General features: G+C 63.2%; 27 protein-coding genes. 15 read left to right on the top strand and 12 right to left on the bottom strand.

The features are described 5' to 3' along the window. The first annotated feature begins 25 nt into the window (after positions 1-25). From AAFP30_RS24650 to AAFP30_RS24635, 4 genes are all read left to right on the top strand, one after another. Positions 26-790, top strand: coding sequence for a TnsA-like heteromeric transposase endonuclease subunit (locus AAFP30_RS24650; RefSeq protein WP_419232673.1), 765 nt, complete (start codon positions 26-28; stop codon positions 788-790). Further along, on the top strand, positions 772-2,787 hold the full coding sequence (locus AAFP30_RS24645; protein ID WP_419232672.1) for a Mu transposase C-terminal domain-containing protein: 2,016 nt from the start codon (positions 772-774) through the stop codon (positions 2,785-2,787). The genes AAFP30_RS24650 and AAFP30_RS24645 overlap by 19 nt, the downstream gene beginning before the upstream one ends. 14 nt (positions 2,788-2,801) lie before the next feature. Next, the gene (locus AAFP30_RS24640; protein WP_419232671.1) at positions 2,802-3,806 is read left to right on the top strand and encodes an ATP-binding protein; all 1,005 of its coding nucleotides are present in this window, start codon (positions 2,802-2,804) and stop codon (positions 3,804-3,806) included. Positions 3,807-5,030: 1,224 nt separating this feature from the next. Further along, entirely contained in the window at positions 5,031-5,528 is a 498-nt protein-coding gene (locus AAFP30_RS24635) for a toll/interleukin-1 receptor domain-containing protein (RefSeq protein ID WP_419232670.1), read from the top strand. Positions 5,529-5,821: 293 nt separating this feature from the next. Here the strand turns inward: AAFP30_RS24635 and AAFP30_RS24630 are convergent, their stop codons facing one another. Together AAFP30_RS24630 and AAFP30_RS24625 are read right to left on the bottom strand one after the other, a co-directional pair. Next, complete coding sequence (locus AAFP30_RS24630) at positions 5,822-6,154, bottom strand: type II toxin-antitoxin system PemK/MazF family toxin (RefSeq protein ID WP_160902223.1); 333 nt, start codon at positions 6,152-6,154, stop codon at positions 5,822-5,824. Then, on the bottom strand, positions 6,151-6,360 hold the full coding sequence (locus AAFP30_RS24625; RefSeq protein ID WP_419232669.1) for an antitoxin MazE-like protein: 210 nt from the start codon (positions 6,358-6,360) through the stop codon (positions 6,151-6,153). The genes AAFP30_RS24630 and AAFP30_RS24625 overlap by 4 nt, the downstream gene beginning before the upstream one ends. A gap of 183 nt (positions 6,361-6,543) precedes the next feature. On the opposite strand from AAFP30_RS24625, the gene AAFP30_RS24620 reads away from it, so the two are divergent. Next, a complete protein-coding gene (locus tag AAFP30_RS24620; protein ID WP_419232668.1) occupies positions 6,544-6,966 on the top strand; it encodes a type II toxin-antitoxin system Phd/YefM family antitoxin in 423 nt (140 codons plus the stop codon). 181 nt (positions 6,967-7,147) lie between these two features. Here AAFP30_RS24620 and AAFP30_RS24615 read toward each other — a convergent pair whose 3' ends face one another. From AAFP30_RS24615 to AAFP30_RS24595, 5 genes are all read right to left on the bottom strand, one after another. Then, complete coding sequence (locus tag AAFP30_RS24615) at positions 7,148-7,546, bottom strand: type II toxin-antitoxin system VapC family toxin (RefSeq protein ID WP_419232667.1); 399 nt, start codon at positions 7,544-7,546, stop codon at positions 7,148-7,150. Next, positions 7,543-7,779 carry a FitA-like ribbon-helix-helix domain-containing protein gene (locus tag AAFP30_RS24610; protein WP_419232666.1) on the bottom strand — a complete coding sequence of 79 codons (237 nt, stop codon included), beginning with the start codon at positions 7,777-7,779 and terminating at the stop codon, positions 7,543-7,545. The genes AAFP30_RS24615 and AAFP30_RS24610 overlap by 4 nt, the downstream gene beginning before the upstream one ends. Before the next feature lie 295 nt (positions 7,780-8,074). Further along, positions 8,075-8,374, bottom strand: coding sequence for a type II toxin-antitoxin system PemK/MazF family toxin (locus tag AAFP30_RS24605; RefSeq protein WP_419232688.1), 300 nt, complete (start codon positions 8,372-8,374; stop codon positions 8,075-8,077). A gap of 1 nt (position 8,375) precedes the next feature. After that, entirely contained in the window at positions 8,376-8,609 is a 234-nt protein-coding gene (locus AAFP30_RS24600; RefSeq protein ID WP_419232665.1) for a hypothetical protein, read from the bottom strand. 152 nt (positions 8,610-8,761) lie between these two features. Beyond that, positions 8,762-9,364, bottom strand: coding sequence for a TetR/AcrR family transcriptional regulator (locus AAFP30_RS24595; protein ID WP_419232664.1), 603 nt, complete (start codon positions 9,362-9,364; stop codon positions 8,762-8,764). A 136-nt stretch (positions 9,365-9,500) separates the two neighbouring features. Between AAFP30_RS24595 and AAFP30_RS24590 the strand changes: the two genes are divergently transcribed. From AAFP30_RS24590 to AAFP30_RS24580, 3 genes are all read left to right on the top strand, one after another. Then, positions 9,501-10,292: an alpha/beta hydrolase gene (locus tag AAFP30_RS24590; protein ID WP_419232663.1), complete on the top strand. Its 792-nt coding sequence runs from the start codon at positions 9,501-9,503 to the stop codon at positions 10,290-10,292. A gap of 7 nt (positions 10,293-10,299) precedes the next feature. Next, complete coding sequence (locus AAFP30_RS24585) at positions 10,300-11,088, top strand: SDR family NAD(P)-dependent oxidoreductase (protein WP_419232662.1); 789 nt, start codon at positions 10,300-10,302, stop codon at positions 11,086-11,088. A 349-nt stretch (positions 11,089-11,437) separates the two neighbouring features. Next, positions 11,438-11,782 carry a hypothetical protein gene (locus tag AAFP30_RS24580; RefSeq protein WP_419232661.1) on the top strand — a complete coding sequence of 115 codons (345 nt, stop codon included), beginning with the start codon at positions 11,438-11,440 and terminating at the stop codon, positions 11,780-11,782. Between the two features lie 111 nt (positions 11,783-11,893). Here the strand turns inward: AAFP30_RS24580 and AAFP30_RS24575 are convergent, their stop codons facing one another. Beyond that, positions 11,894-12,256, bottom strand: coding sequence for an Rv2640c family ArsR-like transcriptional regulator (locus AAFP30_RS24575; RefSeq protein ID WP_419232660.1), 363 nt, complete (start codon positions 12,254-12,256; stop codon positions 11,894-11,896). A 99-nt stretch (positions 12,257-12,355) separates the two neighbouring features. Here AAFP30_RS24575 and AAFP30_RS24570 point away from each other — a divergent pair, with 99 nt between their 5' ends. Then, positions 12,356-12,838 carry an ArsI/CadI family heavy metal resistance metalloenzyme gene (locus AAFP30_RS24570; protein ID WP_419232659.1) on the top strand — a complete coding sequence of 161 codons (483 nt, stop codon included), beginning with the start codon at positions 12,356-12,358 and terminating at the stop codon, positions 12,836-12,838. Between the two features lie 29 nt (positions 12,839-12,867). On the opposite strand, the gene AAFP30_RS24565 is transcribed toward AAFP30_RS24570, so the two are convergent. From AAFP30_RS24565 to AAFP30_RS24555, 3 genes are read right to left on the bottom strand one after another with little or no spacing between them, the layout of a single operon-like run. Next, on the bottom strand, positions 12,868-13,278 hold the full coding sequence (locus tag AAFP30_RS24565) for a low molecular weight phosphatase family protein (RefSeq protein WP_419232658.1): 411 nt from the start codon (positions 13,276-13,278) through the stop codon (positions 12,868-12,870). After that, entirely contained in the window at positions 13,271-14,359 is a 1,089-nt protein-coding gene (gene arsB / locus AAFP30_RS24560) for an ACR3 family arsenite efflux transporter (protein ID WP_419232657.1), read from the bottom strand. Before arsB ends, AAFP30_RS24565 begins: the two co-directional genes overlap by 8 nt. Beyond that, on the bottom strand, positions 14,356-14,718 hold the full coding sequence (locus tag AAFP30_RS24555) for an ArsR/SmtB family transcription factor (RefSeq protein ID WP_419232656.1): 363 nt from the start codon (positions 14,716-14,718) through the stop codon (positions 14,356-14,358). The genes arsB and AAFP30_RS24555 overlap by 4 nt, the downstream gene beginning before the upstream one ends. A 236-nt stretch (positions 14,719-14,954) precedes the next feature. On the opposite strand from AAFP30_RS24555, the gene AAFP30_RS24550 reads away from it, so the two are divergent. After that, on the top strand, positions 14,955-15,563 hold the full coding sequence (locus tag AAFP30_RS24550) for a histidine phosphatase family protein (protein ID WP_419232655.1): 609 nt from the start codon (positions 14,955-14,957) through the stop codon (positions 15,561-15,563). Positions 15,564-15,584: 21 nt separating this feature from the next. Then, entirely contained in the window at positions 15,585-16,847 is a 1,263-nt protein-coding gene (gene eno, locus AAFP30_RS24545; RefSeq protein WP_419232654.1) for a phosphopyruvate hydratase, read from the top strand. Between the two features lie 133 nt (positions 16,848-16,980). Here eno and AAFP30_RS24540 read toward each other — a convergent pair whose 3' ends face one another. After that, positions 16,981-17,505: a DUF421 domain-containing protein gene (locus AAFP30_RS24540; RefSeq protein ID WP_419232653.1), complete on the bottom strand. Its 525-nt coding sequence runs from the start codon at positions 17,503-17,505 to the stop codon at positions 16,981-16,983. 191 nt (positions 17,506-17,696) lie between these two features. Here AAFP30_RS24540 and AAFP30_RS24535 point away from each other — a divergent pair, with 191 nt between their 5' ends. From AAFP30_RS24535 to AAFP30_RS24520, 4 genes are read left to right on the top strand one after another with little or no spacing between them, the layout of a single operon-like run. Next, positions 17,697-19,229 carry a 4Fe-4S dicluster domain-containing protein gene (locus AAFP30_RS24535; RefSeq protein ID WP_419232652.1) on the top strand — a complete coding sequence of 511 codons (1,533 nt, stop codon included), beginning with the start codon at positions 17,697-17,699 and terminating at the stop codon, positions 19,227-19,229. A 17-nt stretch (positions 19,230-19,246) separates the two neighbouring features. After that, positions 19,247-22,177, top strand: coding sequence for a molybdopterin dinucleotide binding domain-containing protein (locus AAFP30_RS24530; RefSeq protein ID WP_419232651.1), 2,931 nt, complete (start codon positions 19,247-19,249; stop codon positions 22,175-22,177). Further along, entirely contained in the window at positions 22,174-23,025 is an 852-nt protein-coding gene (locus AAFP30_RS24525) for a molecular chaperone TorD family protein (RefSeq protein WP_419232650.1), read from the top strand. Before AAFP30_RS24530 ends, AAFP30_RS24525 begins: the two co-directional genes overlap by 4 nt. Next, positions 23,022-24,104, top strand: coding sequence for a P-loop NTPase (locus tag AAFP30_RS24520; RefSeq protein ID WP_419232649.1), 1,083 nt, complete (start codon positions 23,022-23,024; stop codon positions 24,102-24,104). The genes AAFP30_RS24525 and AAFP30_RS24520 overlap by 4 nt, the downstream gene beginning before the upstream one ends. The last annotated feature ends 33 nt before the right edge of the window (positions 24,105-24,137 follow it).

Here is a 24,137-nt window from a genome sequence, read left to right as displayed (position 1 = left end):
CCAGAAACTACGAGAGGGAATCGAAATGACGACAGCATCGTCTTCGGCTGCGGTAACAGCTGCAGAGTCGGTTGCATGGATCGGGTTCGACGGCGTCGAGCATTCCAGGCCTGTGTCGGCTGACCTGATCCACGAACCGTTTCACCGCGCGTTCCCCTGCCGGTCCGGCGTCCAGTATCAGAATCGGCTCAATCGCCACTCACGCCAGTACATCGCGTCTCAGGGGACGCACGTGTGGTGCGAATCGGCACTCGAAGCTGAGACGCTGCTGTGGCTGGACTTCGTTGGCGAGATCCGTCAGATTGCCTCCCAGCCGATGAAGATCGCGTTCGCCGACGGATCGACCCACTTCCCCGACTTCTTTGCGGTTCTTCGCAACGGCGACCAAGTCGTTTACGACGTGAAGCCGTCGGAACGCATGACTGCAGTCGCACTGGAGCAGTTTTCGAAGACTGTGGAGGTCTGCGCAGTGGTCGGGTGGCGCCACGCGGTCATCCACGAGGTGCATCCAGTCAAGATCCGGAACCTCGAATGGCTCCGCGCCGCACGACATTCTCGGTATCACCCCGGAACTGACGAGTTATCAAGACTTGCACTAGCTTTCGCGACACCGCGATCCTTCCGGGATGGCGCGCTTGCAGCCGACCTACGGCGTCCTTACCTGGCGGCGGCGCACATGCGTCATCTCCTCTGGCACGGCTACCTGCGCACCGATTTCGAATCGAACATCACCGAATCCAGCACCGTCGAAAGTGTGAACAAGGAGAAGCCGTGCAACTGCGGAGCGTGAATCTCGGCGACATCGTCACGTGGGACGGATGCGATTGGATCGTTGACGCCCACGGTGCGAAGGGCACACGGCTGAATCCGATCGCCGGAGGCTCCCCTGCGTGGGTAAACCTGGCGGCGATTTCACAAGACGACTCGTTCGAGCACCATGGTGCGGACACCCCCTACGCCCGCGCCGCCGAAGACCGGGTCCAGCTCGCGATGCTCGCGCCCGAAGTCCGCGATGACGTCGTCTTCTGGCAACGTCACGTGAACGAGATCGAGTGCGGCTTGCCCGATCCCCACGACCCAGCCGCGGAGCCACGCGAGGGCTACGGATCGGGCACCACCCAGGAAGACCGCCTGCAGCGCAAGCTCTCTGAGCTCGAGGCCGTGGGTATGAAGACATCGCGCGCGAGTCTGTTCCGTAAGGTCACGGCGTACCGACAGCACGGAGTCGCCGGACTTGTGGATCGCAGGCATCTGCGGCGCCAAGAGCGCCGCCGAGTGCCCATCGAGGTCGACGCGGCCGCGCAGAGGGTCATCGCGGATCACATCGGTGCTACATCGCGTGATGTCCTCTACTTCCTCGACAAGATCAAGCAGCGAGTCCGCCAAGACAGCCCGAATGCCGAGATCGCCTGGCCCAGCGACCGCACCTTGCGTCGATGGCTCACTCCCCTCCTCGATGCAGCCGGCCTCACCAAGACGGCCAGTCACCGCCGCAGCGAGTCCAACAGGCCACACCGCGCATTCCAACCCATCCTGGCCACGTACCCCGGTCAGTACGTCGAGATCGACTCGAACACGCTCGACGTCGAGACGGAAATGCCAGATGGCAAGGTGATCCGCCCGTACATGACAGCGGCGATCGACGTCTTCACAGGGAGCGTCGTCGGTTTCCATATCCACGCAGGTGCACCGTCGTCCACCGACCACACTGTGCTGTTCGCTCGGATTGTCCTACCGCGGGGCGCGATAGATCGCATGGACTCAGCGCTCTGGTTGTCGAACTCAAAGACGCTTCCCTCCAACGAGATGATCGCGATGGGTCAGGCCACCAGCGACGCCCCTGCAATGCCGTTCATCGCCGTCGAGACCCTCACGATGGATCGAGGAAAGGACTTCCTGGCTAGCCGAATCGCAGCCGAGACGCTCGGTTGGAGTGTCATCGACGCGCCTCCCCACTCGCCCACTGCGAAGCCTCACGTCGAGCGCTTCTTCAAGAGTATGAACAGTCTGTTCCTCAGCCGCCTGGACGCCTACGTCGGAAACAGCCCAGACCACCGCGGCCGTAACGCACGCACGCCGATACCCTTCACGAAGCTCGTGGACGGGATGTGGTCGTTCATCGTCACGGTGTACCAGAACCGCCCACACAAGGGCCTGGTTCTCCGTGACCATCCTGGCCGAACATTCACGCCGAACCAGATGTACTCCGCGTCGTTTGATGCAAGCGCCGGAATCCCAATTCCATTGTCCCAGTTCGACTACATCGCCCTAATGCCCCGGTTCGAACGAACCTTCAGGTCCGACGGCGTCCATCTCGGCAACGAGATCTACGATTCACCTGACCTGAATGAGGTACGCACCAAACCAGGCAAACATGAAGTCCGCCAAGACCCTTACGACACCGAACGGGTGTGGGTACGTCATCCCGAGAGCGGCGAGTGGATCACATGCTTCGCACGTTCAATCCGGCTCGCGACACTGCCCTACGGGACGAACACTGCGGCCAATCTGTCGGCAACCGCACAAGCGGAAGATCCACACTCCAGTTGGGCGCAGGATTTCCTCGATGTCGAATCCGAGCGTGTGTCGGCGGCCCGCGAACAGGCCGAAAGCAACACACGAAAGACCCGCGCGAGCAAGGCCAAACAGAAGAAGGCAACGAAGGCCGCCGCAGAGCACGCGAACCGCAAGAAAGACCTACTCCCCCGCCCTACGGCCACCGAGCCGACTCAGCTGCCTGTCGCGGTGGCCGTGCGCGAGCACCCAGACGACTACACCATCGCATAAAGGACGCGAACACCATGAACCAGGCGACCCTGCAGTCCGCAAGTAGGAAGACTTCACTGGATGGACTGCGCCAACGAATCGACAACCGACTGATACGACCACAGATACTGTCGCGCAACGAGTTCAGCAACCTCAGCACGGTCGACCGGATTCTGTACGACGACCAGCGACTCCAATGGTTCAGCAACGGACTCATCGTCAAGACACCTGCCCTGCGACGCCTCACAACAACAGGCCTGTCGCTGCTGCGCATGCACGACCCGAACACGGTGGGCGAACGCGGCATCGTGCTCACGGGGCCGCCGCATATCGGCAAGACCACCGCGCTCATACGCCTCGCGGCCGACGTCGAAAGCTGGATCGGAAAGTGGCAGCCTGACTTCCGAGAATGCGGCCATGCGCCTGTTGCTTACATCGAAATGGAACCGAAGGCTTCCCCGAAATCTATCGCCAGTTCGATCCTGCACTTCTTCGGAATCCCCCACAATTTCAAATCGGCGACACAACATCAACTCACCGATCAGGCACTCGATGCGCTACGACGCCGACGCACGCAGATTCTCATCATCGACGAACTCCAGATGCTCAAGCTTGACGGAAAGACCGGTGACGACGCCATCAACTCACTGAAGACGATCATGAACGACTCCGGTGCGATCTGCGTCTTCGCTGGCGTTGACCTCCTCGAAGGCCTCTCCAGTCGTCCGGCCGAGCAAATCATGGCCAGATGCCAAGTTACTCAAATGCGTCCGTTCGTCGGCAGCGACGACACATCGCGGGGCCACTGGGCTGCCCTGGTGAACTCGCTGGGCCAGGCCATGCAACTGCTTGATGCAGACCCCGACCATCTTGCGCCCTTTGCCGATGTCCTGCTCACCATGACCGGCGGCATAATCGGTGACCTCCGCAGCGTGCTATCTCTCGCGATGGCGGGCGCCATCGCCGACCGCGAAGACACCGGCACTGAAGTCATCACCCAAGAACACCTCGTCGGCGTTGGACAGATCGGCGTCGCATGAGCACCGACCGGATACCGCGCCAGGCCGTCCCCGTCCGCCCGGTCCATTTCGAGACCCCGAACTCGTATCTCAAACGGCTCTGCGAGGCGAATTCGGTCGACCGCTCGTGGATGGAAGCGGTCATCAGGCAGCGTCGAATTGCAGGCGAGCATGGCGCTCGCGAACTCGGACTCGTGATCAATGAGCTGGGCGGGCCGGAACCCGCAGCGTTCGAATCCGCCCACGAGAGGGCGCGGATCGGGTTCTTGACGACCCGCGGAACGTGGGACAAGGAGCGATCCACGAGAACCGCCTGCCTCTCGTGCACCGCAGGGGACCGGGTATCGACCTACCCTCATGTGCGCTTCGCCTTCTGTCGACGTCACGGCCAGTGGCTCGGTGATACCCAACGACAGGGTGTCCTCGATGCGGAACTGTGGAAGGCGGAACGGCTCTTGCGCCGACTTGTGACCGCTGGCCGAGTCGACGCCGAACTCTACGAGGGCGCGTGGGACAGTGTGCGGGATTATGCGTACATGGCTGGCGGAACTGCTCAGCCCGCCAGGCTGAGACGTGCCCTCGAACACCCCCAGTTCAGTGTTGGAGTTGACGATCGCATAGCGCTGTTTCCGCAGACCGTATGGTCGCTGAGGGCAGCGACTCGTCCAGCAATCACGGAGATTGCCAATTGCGGTCCCCGAGATCGCCGCGGGATCCTGGCCATGCTCGCGGATGATCTTCGATGGCCTGGCGCTGACCAGTGGCTGCTAGTCAATGGTCTACTCAGGATTCTCGAACAGCGTGGAAAGCGAACTGCATGAACGAATCCCACGGCCCTCGCCCAGATTCAAGTCGTCATTCAGATTTCGAATCACTTGGATACACGACAAGCCAATTTGAACTCTTTGGCGTGCCGCACGGCAGGACTGTGCGAGTGCGATCGGGACCGTATGCCAGGGTTGCCGACTCGTGCTTGCGTTGGCCGCGCACACGGCGCGTCCAGGTGGTCAGCATCACCTGAGGATCTAGAATCTCACTATGGCTCAATGCACAGCGCCGTACCAAGGTCACCGGACTGCGAGTGGCCGCGCCAATTGTCCAGCATGCGGCGGTCGCGCGAATTACCCGTCGGCCTACTCGTATCCATCTCGCGGTGGTCCATCGTATGGCGGCACAAATGGGTCGCGATTCGCGGGTTCATCCGGCAGTACGAGTCACTCACGTGAGACCAGATCTGGTCGGCGGGTGTCGTACACGCCGACTGAATGGCGTACGGTTGAGCCCTTCTCAGAGAAGGCACGCGAGCAGGCGCAGTCACACCCCGAACGTCGCGACCTTTTTCTATGTCACGCCTGGGACGACCGCGAAAACAGCGCCAAGGAACTGTATGGCCATCTGAAGTCGAACGGAGCTTCGGTGTGGTTCAGCGAAGAAGATCTACCGCTCGGCTCGCTGATGATTCGTGAAATTGACAGAGGACTCCGCAATTCTCGTGTCGGAATTGTGTTGGTGACGCCTGCACTACTCGCAAGCATTGAGGCCGCGGGCGTAGCCGAGAAGGAACTCGCTGTATTGCTCTCCACACGTCGTGTGATCCCAGTTCTGCACGGAGTGGACTTTGATGAGCTCAATGACGTCAGTCCGATGCTGGCTTCTCATGCTGGGTTGAACACAAAGGGGTCGTCGCTGGACCACGTTGCCGCCAAGGTCGCCGCTGCCGCTGCCGCCCTACCTACTTCGTAAGTGGTAGCGAGGTTACCCACTCGCTCTTTGCGCAGGAGCTTAGCTTCGCAGCTTTGTACCACTGAAGGGGCGCTCGAACATACCGCAGAAGCTCGGAGTTTCCGAGCCGAAAAGGACGCCTCCTCGCGAGGACATCGGACTCATGCAACAATGTCTCAAATCATCTGTCACTCATCGCGATCCGCAAGTTGATTGATCTCCGAGGTGGCGAGTCTCAAGTGTTTGTCACTTGTCTCAGATTCGTTGTCACCCAACATTCGTCGGCCGCCGGCCCCCTATTTGCCTACACGTCATCATCGCGCGAGTCCCAGGAACGCCATCAACGAGCGTTCGACTTCCACGAGTTGCTCGGATGTCAGACGGCCAACACGCGTCAGTACATTCGACCGCCGGACCGCGGTCAGCTTGTCAATCATCACGTCGCTGTCCCGATCGAGGCCCGAGATCGTATCCCGGTCTCCTGGGATACGAATGCGCAACAATGGCGCCTCGATGAGCTGGCTCGTCATCGGCGCAACTACCACCGACAGAGTTGAATCGAAGAGGTCGTCCTGGACGATGACCGCAGGCCGCGGCTTGGATGCATACACGCCACCCGCAACGGTCCAGATCTCGCCGCGAATCACGCCTCGTCGTCCCAGGGTGCCGCAATAGCCTCGACGAAATCCTGCTCGTCCCCATCGGCGTCGGCCTGAGCGACGAGAACCGACTGCGTGTGGGCTTGCGCGGCAAATTCGGGCGTGCGCACGTCGGGAACCCAGACCTGTAATGGTCGCAAACCGCGCTCACGCATTCGGCGTCGATACTCACCAACCCTGTCCCTCACTGCCATGGCCCAATGTTACATGTAACGCTCCGGGGTGGCCAGGCTGTGCGTTGGCTGCGAATATGCAGCAATCGAATATACAGGGTTACCAGTACATCACTCCTATTGTGCTGCGCCGCAGCCGAATTCCCCGATCGGCTCTGTCGGATGACCTCGTAGTTGCGACTTGGCCGCCCTATTTGAGACTCAGTGACATGTGCGCTCGAGGCCCGAGCTCGCGTCACGGTCGCCAGGGATAGCAATGAGCCGGCCCGTCATCGGCGCAACCACCACCGAGCGTCCTGCCACTCGCGGACGGGTCGTTGCGGCCTCCGTGTTGTGCCATCCGGCGCTATCCTGTGGCAGACGGGTGCGCCGCGCGATGTAAGCCAACGCGACCTCCGTATGCGTTCCAGAGAGATTATGGACGCGGTGGAGGCCGGCGATTCCTTCACGGTTACCCGCGACGGCCGTGGGATAGGAGAACTCGTCCCCCTACGTCGACGACGCAGCTTTGTTTCGCGTGCAGAGTTCGCCCGCGGCTCGGTGTCGGCTCCGTTGATTGACGCAGAGAAGTTCCGATCTGACCAGGACCGCGTATACGACGGTACGTTGAACGGCCCGTATGCCTGACGAAATACGGCGGGACATGTCATACGTAACGCTGCCGAGTGGCCAGCATCGAAAACCCGACGATGAATATGCAGCAACCGAATATGCAGGTTTACCAGTACGCCACCGCATATCACGATGCGCCGCAAGACTATTCACGCTCGCTGCCTGTCGAATGAAGACGCCAACCGATCGTGCGTGGTCATGGAACCTTCACCTCACAACGCAGACCTGGCACCCGACCTATGCGACGGTCAAGCGTGATGAGAGGCGCATCTGCCAGTTCGGCGACGGCGACGTAGCTGGCGTCGTATCCGGACAAATTGCTGCGCAGTTCCCACACCCGTGAACCGAGAAGTTCGTACGGCCACTGTTCGATCGACAGGTCGAGCAGATCACCATGCGCCTGCACCGCCTGGTCGGCACTGACGACTCCGGCTAATTCTTGTCTGCGGATGATATTGCTTGCCTCAAACATCACCAATTGCGGTGCGTGCAAGCGAGTGCCAGTTAATTGCTCGACCGCCCAGCGACCGTCCGGACCATCGTCGAGCAACAGGGCCACGAGGGCCGATGAGTCACACACGACCTCGACCGTCACTGTCGGTCGGCATCTCGCGCATCGAGTATCGCGGCCGCGTCGACCCGAACTCCTGTCGCTCTGACCCGCGTCCGCGCCCGCGCAATCACATCATCGACCGGCGGACGTGCCGCAGACTCCATCAGCATGCCACGCAAGTACTCCTGCAGCGATTTGCCCGCCCGTGCAGCCCGCCCTGCGAGCTCGTCTCGCACCGCGTCCGGAACGTCGCGAACTGTGATCACAACACCCATGCAGTCATAATAGCTGCGCTGCCAGCATTACGCAGTTCTCCGCCAACAAAGGTAAGCATCGCGCTTCGCCTCATGCTGACGAACCAGGCGCCTGTCTGATCTTGGCTTCCAGTCTTCGATCGCGGCGACCATGTGGAATACGCAGCAACCGAATATGAGAGCTACCAGAAATACACTGCGTATTTTCCGTCGCCTCAACGTGTTTCGCACTCACGTTCACGTCGTCGTCGGCAGTCTCTTTGGTCGGCCGGCCCCTATTTGTCCTACACGCCATTGCGCGGCCAGGCGCGGCGAACTACAACTCGAGAACCACGCGGAGCGCAGCATCGACGCGCCGCAACTCTTCGGAGGTCAGGTAACCCGCACTCTCTCCGAGTCGCTGCGGGTCAACCGCCGCAACCTGCTCAGCCAGGACCCGCGTCGTTTGACCCGCGACCTCTACTTCGGGCCTGAATGTCGCAGCGCGCGCCGATGTTGATGTCGGCGCGACCAGCCAGGTCGAAAGGGGCAACTGGTCGGATTGCACGACCACCGCGTAGCGAGCGACCGACTGTTCGTGGCCGCGGACATCCTTCGGAGCGCGTAGCCGGTACACCTCACCTCGCACGTAACGCCTCCATGTCCCGAAGCACCTGTGCGGCCTCAGCTCGATCGATCGGGTCGCCGGCCAATGCTTCCGCTTCCTCGCGGAGGGACTTGGCAGCCTTGCGCCTTGCTGCGTCGATCAGAGCAGCGCGGACCGCAGCAGATACGGGCGTACCGTCTTCCGTCAGGATCGACAGCGCCCGAGAAGTGTCCTCGTCGGGTCGGAATGTCACGGTGTCAGCCATCGTCCGATTGTAGTACAAATTGTAAGACACGTGATGCGTATTCACTGAGACATAGTGTCGACACACGAGAAGTCAACGCGGCCAGACGATCCGGCTCGAATCCCGGGCAAAGGTCGGCGGCCCACCTACCACCGCTTCCCCGTGACCTGCCGTCAGGCCTCGATGTGCCCGTCGATGACGGCGTCACACATCCGCAGGTACAACGCGTATGCGGTGGGTGACCGATCGAGGCCGGTGGCGAAGTAGGCGCCGGTACGTAAGAGAAGCAGCGCCTCGGCCGTCTCGCGTGGACGTGGGCGGCCCAATTCGGCCAAGAGGTCCGTCGTCACATCGAGCACCCATCGTCGCTGATCGACGGCCATCCGCCGGGCGGCCGCCGACTCATCAGCGAATTCGGCTGCGGCATTGATGAACTCGCAGCCGCGGAAGCCGTCGATCGCGCATTCCTCGGCCAGACCGCGAGCGATCGCATCCAGAACAGCGCGGGGATCATCAGGCATCGCCGCCCGCAGTGCGGCGACCGCTGCACGTGCACGGTCCGCCCGTGCACCCAGGTAGGCCTCCACCAGTGTCTCCTTGGACGGAAAATGACGGTAGAACGTGGCGCGGGTGACCGCTGCCTCTCCGATGATCCGGTCGACACCGACTGCACGCACACCGTCGAGGTAGAAAAGGTGGTCGGCAGCATCCAGGATCCGTTGGCGCGCCGCGGATGGTCGCGCGGCGACGCGTCGGTCGGAGTTGTCCGTCGTCATCTCGTTCATCTCTTGCCCACAGTACCGGCGAGCGCTATTGTTCCTCCATGAAGGTAGAACGTTCTGTCTACTTACTGCTCTGATCCCACGGTTCTCGTAAGAGACCGCCCTTCCGGCCATCTGAGAGGTCACTTCCATGAGCACTCCCGTCCTGTTCATCCACGGTCTATGGCTGCACGCGACGTCGTGGGAACCCTGGATCGAATTGTTCGGCGAGGCCGGCTACTCCCCGACCGCTCCGGGCTGGCCGGGGGACGCGGACACGGTCGAGGCGGCCAACGCCCACCCCGAATCGGTTGCCGACCATGGCATCGACGACGTGGTCGACCACTTCGCGGCACTGATCGCCGCCCTGCCGGAGCGGCCGATCGTGATCGGACATTCCTTCGGCGGCATGATTGCCCAGAAGCTCCTTGGACAGGACCACGCGGTCGCGGCCGTGGCGATCGATGCCGCGCAGATCAAAGGTGTTCTCCCACTACCACTGTCCGCGCTACGCGCCACCTTGCCGGTGTTCAAGAACCCGGCCAACCGGCGCCGGGCAGTCACCCTGACGTCGGAGCAGTTTCGCTTCGCCTTCGGCAATGCCATTGCCGAAGAGGAGTCCGAAAGCCTGTACCAGCAGTGGTCGATCCCGGCACCGGGTAAACCCCTGTACGAGGCCGCCGCGGCCAACTTCAATCCCCATTCACCGGCAAAGGTGGCCACCGACAACCAATCTCGCGGTCCACTGCTGCTGATCACCGGCGGCAAGGACAACACTGTGCCGGAGTCGGTGACGCGTGCGACCCTCAAGCAGTACCGCCACTCCTCCGCGGTCACCGACATCCTCGACTTCCCGGACCGTGGCCATTCGCTGACCATCGACGGCGGCTGGCGCGACGTCGCCGACGCCAGCATGAATTGGCTTCGGGCACAGGGATTCTGATCACGTCATGGACCTGGGACTGAGCGATAAGACCGCCCTGGTCACGGGCGGTAGCAAGGGCATCGGACTGTCGGTCGTCCGTGCGTTGGTCGATGAGGGCGCATCGGTTGTCGTGGGAGCGCGGCGCGACAACGCTGACCTCACCGCACTGGCGAAATCCGGACGGGTACATATGGTTCCGGTGGACCTCACGGAACCCGACGGGCCGGATCGACTGGTCGCCGAGGCCGTGGCACGGTTCGGCGGATTGGACGTGCTGGTCAACAATGTCGGCGCGGTCCGGCCACGTCTGGACGGCTTCCTTGCAGTCACCGATGACGAGTGGTCCTGGGCCATGAACATCACCTTCATGCCGGCTGTCCGAACGACCCGCGCAGCACTGCCGCACCTCATCGCCCGAGCGCCGTCGACGGTGGTGACCATCTCGTCGGTCAACGCGTTCCTACCCGATCCTGGCGTGATCGACTACTGCGCCGCAAAGGCGGCGTTGAGCAACTTCTGCAAATCCCTGTCCAAAGAGTTCGGACCACAAGGCGTGCGGGTCAACACGATCAGTCCCGGCCCGGTGGAGACCGACCTGTGGTTCGGCGACCATGGTGTGGCAGCGACGGTTGCCTCGGCGGGAGACAGCGATGCCGCGACTGTGGCCAGGCGACAGGCCCAGGCAGCCCCGACCGGGAGGTTCACCCATCCCGATGAGGTTGCAGATCTCGTTGTGTTGCTCGCCGGTGGTCGCGCGGCAAACACCACAGGGGCCGACTTCGTCATCGACGGTGGTCTCGTCACCACCATGTGAAGAGCCTACGGTCGGCGTTGAGCACAAGCGCCTCGACATCAGCCTCCGCCTGTTGCTCACGCTGTTGCCCGGCACCTCGCGCGTGATCTGTCCGCGCGACGTGACCGGACACAACCTCGCGCTCCGTGCCCTACAACTTCATCTTGTGAGGCGACAACGTCAGGACCTCTACTCAGTGACGATGATTCGGCGCAGAGTAGCCCTCATGGATATGAACACCACGATCCGCGGTGAGCGCCGAGGACTTCCACACCGAACGGGTGTTACTCGGCGAATCCATACCCAGCTGAAACGTCCCGACGACCGGCATCGGGTACACAGGTTGCCCACCGCATGAAGGAGAGACCTCATGAACCACGCACTGGCCATCAATAAATTCCGTGCCCGCTACCTCGTCCCGATGGGATGGGTAGGCTACCTCGCAGCCATGATCGGCACCATCACGCTTGGCTTGACCCTCATCCTGTGGGCCGAAGACCAGCCCATCCTCACGATCATCTGCGCGGCAATCACCATCATCCTTTTCGCGACGGCCTCCGCTACCTATGGCATGTCAGTACGCGACTCTCACGATCCCGAACTACAGGCTCGCAAAGCACGCCAGGAGCACGTCGCCTACGTCGACAACTACCCGTCATCGCAAGACAACAGTCCGGTGGGGCAACGCACTACCGGTGATTCCAGCACATCCTGACCGTCCACCGTCGACCCTCCCGCGACAAACCTCGCGCGAATGCAGGCCCGAGATGTCGGATACGCCGCTCGATCGCCGAGACCATCGCCCCACCCAAATTGAGCGGCCGGTTCAGCAGCACCCGGTAGTGGCGCCCAACGCGACACACAACGCGTGCAGCGAGTCCACCCGCGCCTGGTAATAGACGTTCATCCCGCGCCGCTGCGGGGTGACCATCCCGGCCTTTCGGAGCTGCCCGAGGTGATGGCTGGTGGTCGCCTCGGTGAGGCCGACCATTGCGGCCAGATCGCAGGTGCACACCCCCCGGCCTTCCTCGGTGAGCAGGATCGAGACCAGCCTGATCCGAGCGGGATCAGCGAGAGCCTTGAGCCGCAACGCCATCTCCAACGCGGCATCGTCATCCAGCGGCGTCTCGGACATTGGCGCACAACAAATCGGAGCGCTGATATCAATCACCGGCAACGTCTTTGGCATAGTCCGACCCTACACCCTTCTTGACATATGTAGAAAAGGTGAGCATGCTGTGAGCGTCCACTAATTCGACATATGTCTCACACTCGGAATGGGGTTGTCATGTCCCGTATGCAATTGGTGCTCAACGTCGATGATCTCGACACAGCGGTAGAGTTCTACTCCAAGTTGTTCAACACCGGGCCGGCCAAACGCAAGCCCGGATACGCGAATTTCGCGGTCGCTCAACCGCCACTGAAGCTGGTGCTGATGGAGAACCCCGGCAGGGGTGGCACCATCAATCATCTCGGTGTCGAGGTCGAATCCAGCGAGCAGGTGCACGCCGAGATCGCCCGCCTCTCCGGCGAAGGGCTGTTCACCGAGGAAGAGTTCAACACCACGTGTTGCTTTGCGTCGCAGGACAAGGTGTGGGTGACTGGACCGGCAGATGAGAAGTGGGAGGTCTACACCGTGCTCGAAGACTCCGACGCCTTTGGGGCAAGCCCACAGCTGTTGCACGCCAATACTTCTGGTACTCAGCTGGCCGATTCCGTGTGTTGCGGCACACAGCGTGACGACCCCGACTCCGGTACTGGTTGTTGCTGACCGGCCGGGTCTGCACCCACGACCCTCGCCTACCGCCTGAGGCGCTCGTCGAGGTCGCGGATGCGGGCGGCGATGTCGTCGCGGATCAACCGCATCCGCTCGATACCGTCGATGCCGCGCAAGGAGGGCTCGTCGGTCTGCCACACCTCGACCGCAACCCCGGCCGGTACGGTGACCTCGGCGGTACCGACCACGACGACCAAGTCGGCCGCGCGCATGAGTTCATCGGTGAGCTGACGCGGCCGATGATCGGCGATCTGCGCGCCGATCTCGGCGAGCGCCTGCGCCGACAACTCGTTGACCTCGCCACCGATCTTGGCACGGGTGCCGGCAGACGAGGGGCGGAGCCGGTCCGTGACCACCGGCGTAAGGTGTTCGGCCATCACCGATTTGCCGCGATTACTCACACACACGAACAACACCTTGGTGAGGTCAGACATCACCCACAACCTGACGCGGCGACGGAGTGGTCGTGAAGAACCGAGAACGCAGCGCCAGCGAGACATACACCAGGCCGACGAGTACCGGTACCTCGATGAGCGGCCCGATGACCCCAGCCAGCGCCTGCCCGGACGTTGCTCCGTAGGTGGCGATGGCGACCGCGATCGCCAGTTCGAAGTTGTTGCCCGCCGCCGTGAACGCCAACGTAGTTGTACGCGCGTATCCCAGCCTCATCCCGGCACCGAGGGCGAATCCGCCTCCCCACATCACCGCGAAGTAGATCAACAGAGGGATCGCGATACGCACGACGTCCCACGGCCGAGAGGTGATCTGATCTCCCTGCAACGCGAACAGGATCACGATCGTGAACAACAACCCGTACAGCGCCCACGGACCCAGACGTGGCAACAGCGTGGTCTCATACCAGTCGCGGCCGTTGGCGCGTTCACCCAGACGCCGGGTCAGGAACCCCGCGAGCAACGGGATGCCGAGGAAGATCAGCACTGACCTCGCAATCTGCCACGCCGACGTATCGATGGTTGCCTGCTCCCACCCGAGCCACCCGGGCAGCACAGAGAGATAAAACCAGCCCAGCACGCCGAACATGACCACCTGGAAGATCGAGTTCAACGCCACCAGCACTGCGGCGGCCTCACGATCACCGCACGCGAGATCGTTCCAGATGACCACCATCGCGATACAACGCGCCAACCCGACGATGATCAAACCGGTGCGATACTCCGGCAGGTCAGGCAGCAGCAGCCACGCCAACGCAAACATCAACGCCGGTCCCACAACCCAATTCAGAATCAGAGACCCGACCAGCATCCGCCGATCACCGGTCACCGAATCGAGCCGGTCGTAACGGACCTTCGCCAGCACCGGATACATCATGACCAGCAACCCGAGAGCTATCGGCAGCGAGATCCCGTCGACCTCCACCGCGGCCAGCCCTTCTCCGAGGCCGGGCACCGCACGCCCCAACAGCAGGCCTGCGACCATGGCAACGCCGATCCACACCGGCAGAAAACGATCCAGAACCGACATCCGACCCGCGACACGTGCCTGGGCAGAACTCATTCGTCCACCCCACAGGACCGCGGCTCCCCCACCACCACAGCCAACCCGCTCAACAACCCCGAAAGCTGTTCCAAAACAACACTATTGACCCGGTAATACACCCACGTCGCCCGACGCTCACCAGACACCAAACCGGCCTCCCGCAACACCTTCAGATGATGCGAGATGGTCGGCTGCGACAGATCGAACGAGCCCGAGATATCGCACACGCACGCCTCACCGCCAGAAGACCGAGACACCTCACTCAACAGTCGCAACCGAACCGGATCCGCAAGAGCCTTCAACACCAGTGCCCACCGCACCGCATCCTCAGCACCCACACCTCGACCAATCGGTGCCACCGTTACCTGATTCGACATCCATCGATATTGACGTTCATCTAATCAACAGTCAAGCCGGTTGCAGTGAACACCTGACGTCACCTCCGTGGATATGCAGATACCTGGGATCGGCCGCAACGAAACGCCGTCAATCGTGGGGCTTTTGGGGTAGAGTTCACGGAACGGCAATGGATCCTGCCGAGGTTCTACTGCTTGCAGTAGATTCCTGAACCGCCATGACGGCTGATGGCTCCTCCACACTAATGGAGGCTGCCGTGAACACTGAACATACCGAAACATCCGTTGCAACGGTTGCGCTTGCCCGCCATGGGGAGACAGCATTCAACGCCGATGGGCGCCTCCGTGGACTCGCCGACCCGGAGCTCAACGAAGTCGGCGAGATCCAAGCACAAGCACTCGGGGCCGACCTGGCCCGGCGCAAGTTGGGCCATCACGCGATTGTGGTGTCGAGCCCCCTGCAGCGTGCTCGGCGGACCGCAGCCGTGATGGCTGCCGGTTTCGGCGTCGAGGTCAGGGTTGACGAAGCATTCAACGACCGAGATTACGGACCGTGGACCGGAAGGCAGAAGAACGAGGTTCTCGCCGAATACGGATCAGTCGACGCCGCCCCTGGGGTGGAGCCGGTGGACAGCGTCGTCGCCCGTGCGCGACCGACGCTCGAGAGATGGACCGATCACGCTGCTGCGCAGGGTAGTTCACTGGTGGTCGTGACTCACGATGCCGTGATCCGTCCGCTGCTCGCCGATCTCGGCCTGACCAACGAGGCGCTCATCGCGCCGCCCGGTTCGTATCAATTGCTCCATCGCGCTCGCAGCCGATGGAACGCCGACCTGTTCGACCAGATCCCCACTCTGAACAGTTAGTACACGACCGATTGGAGCACCATGAGTATCGTCATCACCTCAATCCATGCCCTCGAGATCTTGGATTCCCGTTCTCGCCCGACCCTGTGGATCACCCTGGACACGAAAGACGGCATCCAGGTCACTGCGGGCGTGCCGGCGGGCGCGTCGACCGGCACCCGCGAGGCAGTCGAACTGAGAGACGGTGACCGCGAGCGCTACCGGGGGCAGGGAGTGCTCAAGGCGGCCGCGTCGGTCAACGGAGAGATCCGAGAGGCATTGATCGGCAGGTCCTTCGCCACTCTGGCCGACCTCGATCAAGCAATGATCGACCTCGACGGGACCGAGAACAAGTCTCGCCTCGGCGCGAATGCCGTAGTGGGGGTGTCCATCGCCGCGTCGCGTGCATTCGCCCACAGCACCGGCTCCCCACTGTGGCGCACGTTCGTCGGAGCGGTGAATGAACCACGCCTCCCTGTACCCCACTTCAATGTCCTCAACGGTGGCGTGCATGCGCTCAACGAACTCGACTTCCAGGAGTTCATGATCGCCCCACTGGGCGCTCCGTCCACCTCGGAGGCGGTGCGCGCCGGATCTGAGATCTACGCGGAACTTCGCGCTCTGCTTCACGCCCGGGGAATGGCGGTCGGCTTGGGCGACGAAGGCGGTTTCGCGCCAGAGATTGCCCAACCCGAGGAAGCATTGAGTCTGCTTGTCGAGGCGATCAGCAAGGCCGGCTATCGCCAAGGTCGGGATGGCGTCGCGATTGCGATGGATCCGGCATCGAGCGAGTTCTACCGCGGCGGTAGCTACCACGTGGCGGGTACACCGTTCTCCAGCGACGAAATGATCGATCGCTACGTCGAGATCGTCGATCGATTTCCGGTGTGGCTCCTCGAAGATGGCTTGGCCGAGTCCGACTGGGACGGCTGGGAGCGACTGACCGAACGGCTCGGTGGCAGAATCGAACTCGTCGGAGACGACATTTTCTGCACCAACCCCACGATCATTGCCCAAGCCATCGACCGCGGCGTCGGCAACGCCGCGCTGATCAAGGTGAACCAGATCGGTACCGTGACCGAGACAATCGAGGCAATGCGTGTCTGCCGCGATGGTGACTACCGGCAGTTCGTGTCCCACCGTTCCGGTGAGACGCCCGATTCGTTCATCTCCGATCTCGCCGTCGGAACCGGTGCAGGGCATATGAAGACGGGCGCACCGGCCCGCGGCGAGCGAATTGCCAAGTACAACCGTCTCCTCGAGATCGCTGACACCGATGGTTCAGGACTCCCCTATGGCCTGTGACCGGGACGTGTCTGTCGTTGCGGGACAACGTATTCGGTCGGACGGTCGCACACCGGACGACCGATCGACAACGAACCCCGCCATCACCGGTTTCGGCCGACAACCCTCGCTCGTGCAACAGGCCCGCCCATCCTCACGTTTCGACTGCCCCGTCGACGTCGACCATGACGTCGTTGTCGAGGCGAGCGCCGCGCCGGATGACGCTGATGGAGCCGTTACGTTCGAGGGTTGCCCGCGACACATCCGAGAGGCAGCCGACGCCGGCGAGTCGCAACTTTTGGCGCAACTCCTCCTCGAGGAGGCTGGCACGGCCAAGTTGGTCGTGCAATACAGAGCCGTCCACGACGAGCAGCACCGGACGGGGGCTGACCAGTTGATTGATCCGCGGGAAGCGGCGCAATCGCGAGACGGTGTGTTGGAGGACGAAGAGCGTGACCAGGGCCACCACCCCTTGGGCCAGAGTCGGTTCACGCAGGAGCGAGGTCCGTGCGATCAGCGAGCCAACCGCGATCACGAGCGCCAGATCGAAGGCAGCCATGGTGGCCAGGCTGCGCTGCCCCATGATTCGAACGAGTGCCACGAACGCGGTGTAGATGATGACCGTGGCGACGATGACAGCGATGAGATTCGACCACGTGCTGGTGAATTGTTCGATCATGACACCATTCTTGCGTTTCTCACCCGACATACTGTGCCGAAGCGGCCGACTACTGGCTCAGGCCAGAGCTCCGTGCGAGTCCAGCGTCGAAACCCTCTATCCGGTGGGGCAAACGAGCCCTTGTGGCCTCACAAGAAACGCCTGTGGCCAAGAGCCTGGCCAGTGTGGCCCCATGGCCGTAGCGTCGAGTAATGGCCATCACATCACCACAGCCCGGGCGATGGGTGAAGGTCCTCGACCAGACCCGATGCATCGGCTGTCATGCCTGTAGTACCGCGTGCAAGAGCGAGAACGAGGTACCACTCGGAGTGAACCGTACCTATGTCAAGTCCGTTGACGTCGGGACGTTTCCCGAGGCACGCCGAGCATTTCAGGTGACCCGATGTAACCAATGCACCGACGCGCCCTGTGTAACCGCGTGCCCGACGCAGGCGATGTACAAGCGCGACGACGGAATTGTCGATTTCGACAAGTCGATCTGCATCGGCTGCAAGGCATGCATGGCCGCGTGCCCCTACGACGCGATCTTCATCAACCCCGAAGATCACTCGGCGGAGAAGTGCAACATGTGCGCGCACCGTCTCGACGTCGGACTCGAACCGGCATGCGTGACGGTATGCCCCACCGAGGCGATTCTCGTCGGCGATCTCGAGGATCCGACATCCAAGGTGGCAGAACTCGTACAGCGTCGGCCGGTCGCGGTGCGCAGGCCTGAAAAGGAGACCGGGCCGGGGGTGTTCTATCTCGGCGCGCACCAGGCGACGCTGGATCCGTTGGCCGCCCGACGTCCTGATGGCGGTCTCTATGCCTGGGCAACACAGGGTGACCAGGGTGATCCGCAACTCGTCGCCGCGGGACACCCACACCACCCAACATCCTCGGCCGCGGCATTGGTGTCGTACGACGTACCGCATCGTGCGCCCTGGGGATGGCGCGTCAGCCTGTACACGTGGACCAAGAGCCTGGCCGCGGGGCTGCTCGTGGTGGCGGCGACGCTGGCCTTCCTCCGAGTTCTGACCTGGGGGGAAGTCACCACGAAATGGGTTGCGCCGCTCGGTGCATTGACATTTCTGGCCATCACCGGTGTGTTGCTGATCTGGGATCTCAAGCATCCCTTCCGCTTCTATCTGATCTTCACCCGGCACCACTGGCGCAGTTGGCTGGTCCGCGGTTCGTTCGTGCTCGGCGGCTATGGCGCGGTGGCAGGCCTGGCCATCGTGGCCGCCCTGTTCGACGTCGGGTGGTTGCAGCAGTTCTGCGACGCACTCGCGATTCCGTTGGGTCTGGCGACCGCGTGCTACACGGCATATCTCTTCGCGCAGGCCAAGGCTCGCGACCTGTGGCAGAGCCCGCTGTTGCCGTTCCACCTGGCCGTGCAGATGGTGGTGGCCGGGGCGGCCGGACTACTCCCGTTCGCGATCGCGTTCTCCAGTGCGCATGCCACCTCGGTACTGGCCTGGACGCTCGCCGTCGCAGCAGCGCTGCACCTCCTGCTCGTCTGGGGCGAGTTGACACTGCCCCACGTCACCGCTCACGCCCACCTGGCGGCCTACGAGATGAGCCGCGGCCGGTACGCGCGCTTCTTCTGGGCATCAATCCTCATCACCGTCGTCGCGGTGGCCGCCCCGTGGATCGGCTGGATCGCGGTGCCCTTCGCCGTCGGTGGGCTGCTGGCATATGAACACGCTTACGTCCAGGCCGGCCAAGCCGTCCCGCTGGCCTGACCCAAGGAGACCGAATCATGTTCACACGCAGGCACACAACTCGAGATCTGGATGACCGCGCGCTGCGCGTTTCGGCCGCCAGACGCGCCACCGAGGAGCGTGGCGAGACCTTCTACCAGGGACCCAGTGCGGTTCACCTGGCCTCGTTTCCACCCAAGGAACGCTGGGACGACTGGATCGAACTCGATTCGAAGTCGTGGCCGAAACGCGTCGAACACCGGTACATGTTGGTGCCCACCACCTGTTTCAATTGCGAGTCGGCGTGCGGACTCCTCGCCTACATCGACCGCGACGACATGCACGTCCGCAAGTTCGAGGGCAATCCCGAGCATCCCGGCTCTCGCGGCCGAAACTGCGCCAAGGGGCCGGCCACCATCAACCAGGTCACCGACCCCGATCGCATCCTGTACCCGCTGCGCCGGGTCGGCTCCCGCGGCGGAGGTGAGTGGGAAAGGGTTAGTTGGGACACCGCTCTCGACGCGCTCGCCGAGCGGCTGCGTGCAGCACTCACCGAGCATCGACACAACGAGATCATGGTCCATCTCGGCCGTCCCGGGGAGGACGGCTACACCGAACGTGTGCTCGCCAGTTGGGGTGTGGACGGCCACAATTCGCACACCAATGTCTGCTCGAGCGGCGGACGCACCGGCTATCAGTTCTGGATGGGCATCGACCGGCCCAGCCCCGATCACGCGAACGCCAAGGTCATCTATCTGATCAGCTCACACCTGGAAACCGGACACTACTTCAACCCACACGCACAGCGCATCACCGAGGCAAAGGCCAACGGCGCCAAGGTGATCGTGCTGGATACCCGCCTGTCGAACACCGCGACGCACGCTGACTACTGGCTGTCGCCACAACCGGGCAGCGAGGCCGCGATCAACCTCGCCATCGCCCGTCACCTCATCACCACCGGCGCCTACGACCGAGACTTCGTCCGCCGCTGGTGGAACTGGGCACAATACCTCGATGCCTGCGCGCCTCACCTCCCCCGTACCTTCGAGTCGTTCGAGGCCGAATTGTCCACGCTGTATGACAATTACACTTTTGAGTACGCGTCGGCGGAGTCGGGCATCGACGTCGGGACCCTGCGCTCGGTGGCCGAGACGGTGGCCGGCGCCGGCACGCGGTTCGCCGCACACTGCTGGAGATCGGCGGCCGCGGCCAACCTCGGCGGTTGGCAGGTATCGCGCACCGTGTTCCTGTTGTCGGCGCTGCTGGGCGCCGTCGGAACCGAGGGCGGTACCTTTCCGAATGCGTGGAACAAGTTCGTGCCCAAGCCGATTCACACGCCACCTCATCCGGCGGTATGGCAGTCCCTCACCTGGCCGCTGGAGTACCCGTTGGCACAGAACGAGATGTCGTTCCTGTTGCCGCACCTGATCAAAGATGGGCGTGGCCGACTCGACACCTACTTCAGCCGGGTGTACAACCCGGTCTGGACCAATCCCGATGGCCTGTCGTGGATGGAGGTACTCACCGATGAGGCGGCGGTCGGCTGCTACGTGGCGTTGACTCCGACGTGGAACGAATCGGCCTATCTCGCGGACTGGGTGCTGCCGATGGGGCACGCCTCCGAGCGGCACGACACGCATTCCTACGAGCAGTACGACGGGCAGTGGCTGGGTTTTCGGCAGCCCGTGCTGCGCGCCGCCCGGCAGCGGTTGGGTGAGACGATCACCGACACCCGCGACGTGAATCCCGGCGAGGTGTGGGAGGAGAACGAGTTCTGGATCGAACTGTCCTGGCGTATCGACCCCGACGGGTCACTGGGCATCCGGCAGTACCACGAGTCCCGGGCACATCCGGGTGAGAAATTGACCGTCGACGAGTACTACGCCTGGATGTTCGAGAACTCGGTCCCGGGCTTGCCGGAACGGGCGGCCGCCGAGGACCTCACCCCGTTGGAGTTCATGCGCCGATACGGGGCCTTCGAGATCGCGAAAGGGATTGGTGCGGTGCATGAACACGAGATTCCCGCCGAGGAACTCGACGGCTCGTACGTCGACCAGATCGGGCGGGTCTACACGTCGGCCCCCACGCCGTCGAGCGTCAACGTCGTTCCGATCGCTGCGCCGGACCCCGACGATCAGGGCCGACGCGCCGTCGGCGTCAGGGTTGACGGTCAGCTGCTGCGAGGGTTTCCCACACCCTCCGGACTCCTGGAGTTCTACTCGTCGACCCTGGCCGCGTGGGGTTGGCCCGAATACGCGCTTCCCGGCTACATCAAGAGTCACGTGCATCCCGACAACCTGGCCGACGATCAGCTGGTGCTGTTGTCGACGTTCCGGCTGCCCACCCAGATTCACACGCGGTCAGCCAACGCCAAGTGGCTCGACGAACTCGCGCACACCAACCCGGTGTGGGTGCACCCCGCCGATGCCGAACGCCTCGGTGTCGGCGCGACCGGGGACCTCGTGCGCGTGGAGACCGCGATCGGACATTTCGTCGCCAAGGCGTGGATCACCGAGGGCATCCGACCGGGCGTCGTCGCCTGTAGCCACCACATGGGGCGGTGGCGCACCGAGCAACAGTCCGGCGGTGTCGGCTCGATGATGGCCACCGTCGATCTCGCTCACGAGGGTGACGAGTGGTCGATGCAACGCTTACGTCCGGTCGCCCCACACGCGAGCAGTGACCCTGACACGCAACGGATCTGGTGGAGTGACACCGGCGTGCACCAGAACCTGACGTTCCCGGTGCACCCGGATCCGATCTCGGGTATGCACTGCTGGCATCAGGCGGTGCGCGTGATGCCGGCCGGACCCGACGATCGGGCCGGTGACATCAGTGTGGACACCTCGGCGTCGCGGGAGGTCTATCGCGAGTGGCTGGATCTGACCCGCGGTGCCCGACTCGTGTCACCCGACGGCAACCGCCGACCCAATTGGCTGATGCGACCGCTCAAGCCCACCGAAGACGCACGCAGGATTCCGAACCCGTGACCGCCGCGACTGACACCGGTCTCAGGGTCGAACTGATCCGGTCGCTGGGCGCTGTCGCGCATACGCCACCGCCGGAATCCGGGCTCCTGTTCGACGCGCTGGGGTTACCCACTCTCACCGGCGCGGCGTACACGCGGGCGTTCGTTCTCTCCGCCCCGCCACACGCCGCCATCCATCTCGGTCCCGACGGAAAATTGGGTGGCATCGGCCTCGATCGCGTCGAGGGGTTCTGGCGAGCGGCCGGACAACATCCGCCGGCCGACGCCGATCACCTCGGTGTGTTGCTCATGTGCTACGCCGACGTGCGCGGTCAAATCCGCTCCCCCGGCGCCCACCGGATCGCCGAATCGCTTTTCCACGAACACATTTGGCCATGGGCTCCCGGCTACCTGCAGGCTGTGTCCTTGCTTGGTGACGACGCCGTGACGCAGTGGGCCCAGCTGACCATGGCGGTGCTGGACGACGAGTACGGCCGCCTTACGCCACCGGACCCGCTCACACTCCCCCTGGCACTCCGGGAGGCACCCGCTCCCGTCGCGATCGACGACGACTTCGAGGACCTGCTCGATGCACTGGTCAGCCCGGTGCGGGCCGGATTCGTCCTCACACATCACACCCTGTCGTGCGGGGCGGCCGCCGTCGGCGTCGGCTATCGACGCGGCGAACGACGTTTCGCGCTCAAGGCGATGCTCGATCAGGACAAGTCCGCCACCCTGACGTGGCTGTCCACACACGCCCACGACTGGGCACGGTGGCGCGCAACGCGCGACGACGCCGCGTCGCGATGGTGGGAGACGCGGGCCGACGCCACGGCCGACGCACTGAATGAGATGAGAGGCAACCCATGACCCCACGAGCAGTGGTGGCCGACGGCATCCGCGCGGCCGTGGGCGCTATTCGCGATCCCGAATTGCAGCGCCCCCTGGGCGAACTCGGCATGGTACGTCGTGTCGACGTGCGCCACGGTGGTGCTGCGCGGATCGAGATCGCCCTGACGACACCGGATTGCCCGTTCTCCGAAAGCATCCGTCACGCCGTGACCAGTGCAGCGCTGTCGGTTCCCGGAGCCCGCACCGTCGATGTCCGAATGGCGCAGATGACCGATGCCGACAGACGTCGAATCGTCCTCGCCGATACCGCCGTCCCCCACCAGGTCTATGCCATCGCGAGCGGTAAGGGTGGCGTCGGAAAGTCGACCATTGCAGCCAATCTCGCCATCGCACTGGCGGCGCAGGGGCGACGTGTCGGTCTGATCGACGCCGATGTCTGGGGCTATTCGGTACCGCAACTGTTCGGCGTGCATCGTGCTCCCGTCGCGATGAACGGGCGGATGTTGCCGGTCCAGGCGTTCGGCGTGTCGCTGATGTCGCTGGGCTTCTTCGTCCCTCCCGACGAGCCCATCGTCTGGCGAGGTCCGATGCTGCACAAGGCTTTGACGCAGTTCGTCGAAGACACCCATTGGGGCGACCTCGACGTACTGCTCCTCGATCTGCCGCCCGGGACCGGTGACGTGACATTGTCGGTACTCGAACTGCTGCCCGATGCCGCCCTGGTCGCCGTCACCACCCCGCAACCCGCCGCGTTGTCGGTCGCCGGACGGATCGGCGCGCTCGCCGCGCAGGTCGGCATGCCGATCGCGGGTGTGGTCGAGAACATGTCCGAATCTCTGTGCGCACACTGTGGCGCCGGCTCGGCGGTGTTCGGGTCCGGTGGCGGGGACCAACTAGCCGCAAGCCTGGGGTGCGACGTCCTCGGCCGCATTCCGTTGGATGTCGCCATTCGCATGGCCGGCGACGCCGGCGTTCCCGTTGTGTCTCGCGATCCCCGAAGCGCCTCGGCGCGAGCACTTCTCGACACCGCGGCCAGACTCCGGCCCGTACGCCGACCATTGATCGGTCGCCCTTTGGGCCTGACTCCGACCGGATGAGCGGGCCCAGGGATCGCGACCCGGCACCCTTGC

The sequence above is a fragment of the Gordonia sp. CPCC 205515 genome (assembly GCF_048537925.1).
Taxonomy (GTDB): Bacteria; Actinomycetota; Actinomycetes; order Mycobacteriales; family Mycobacteriaceae; genus Gordonia.
This window is presented reverse-complemented; position numbering and strand designations above follow the sequence as displayed.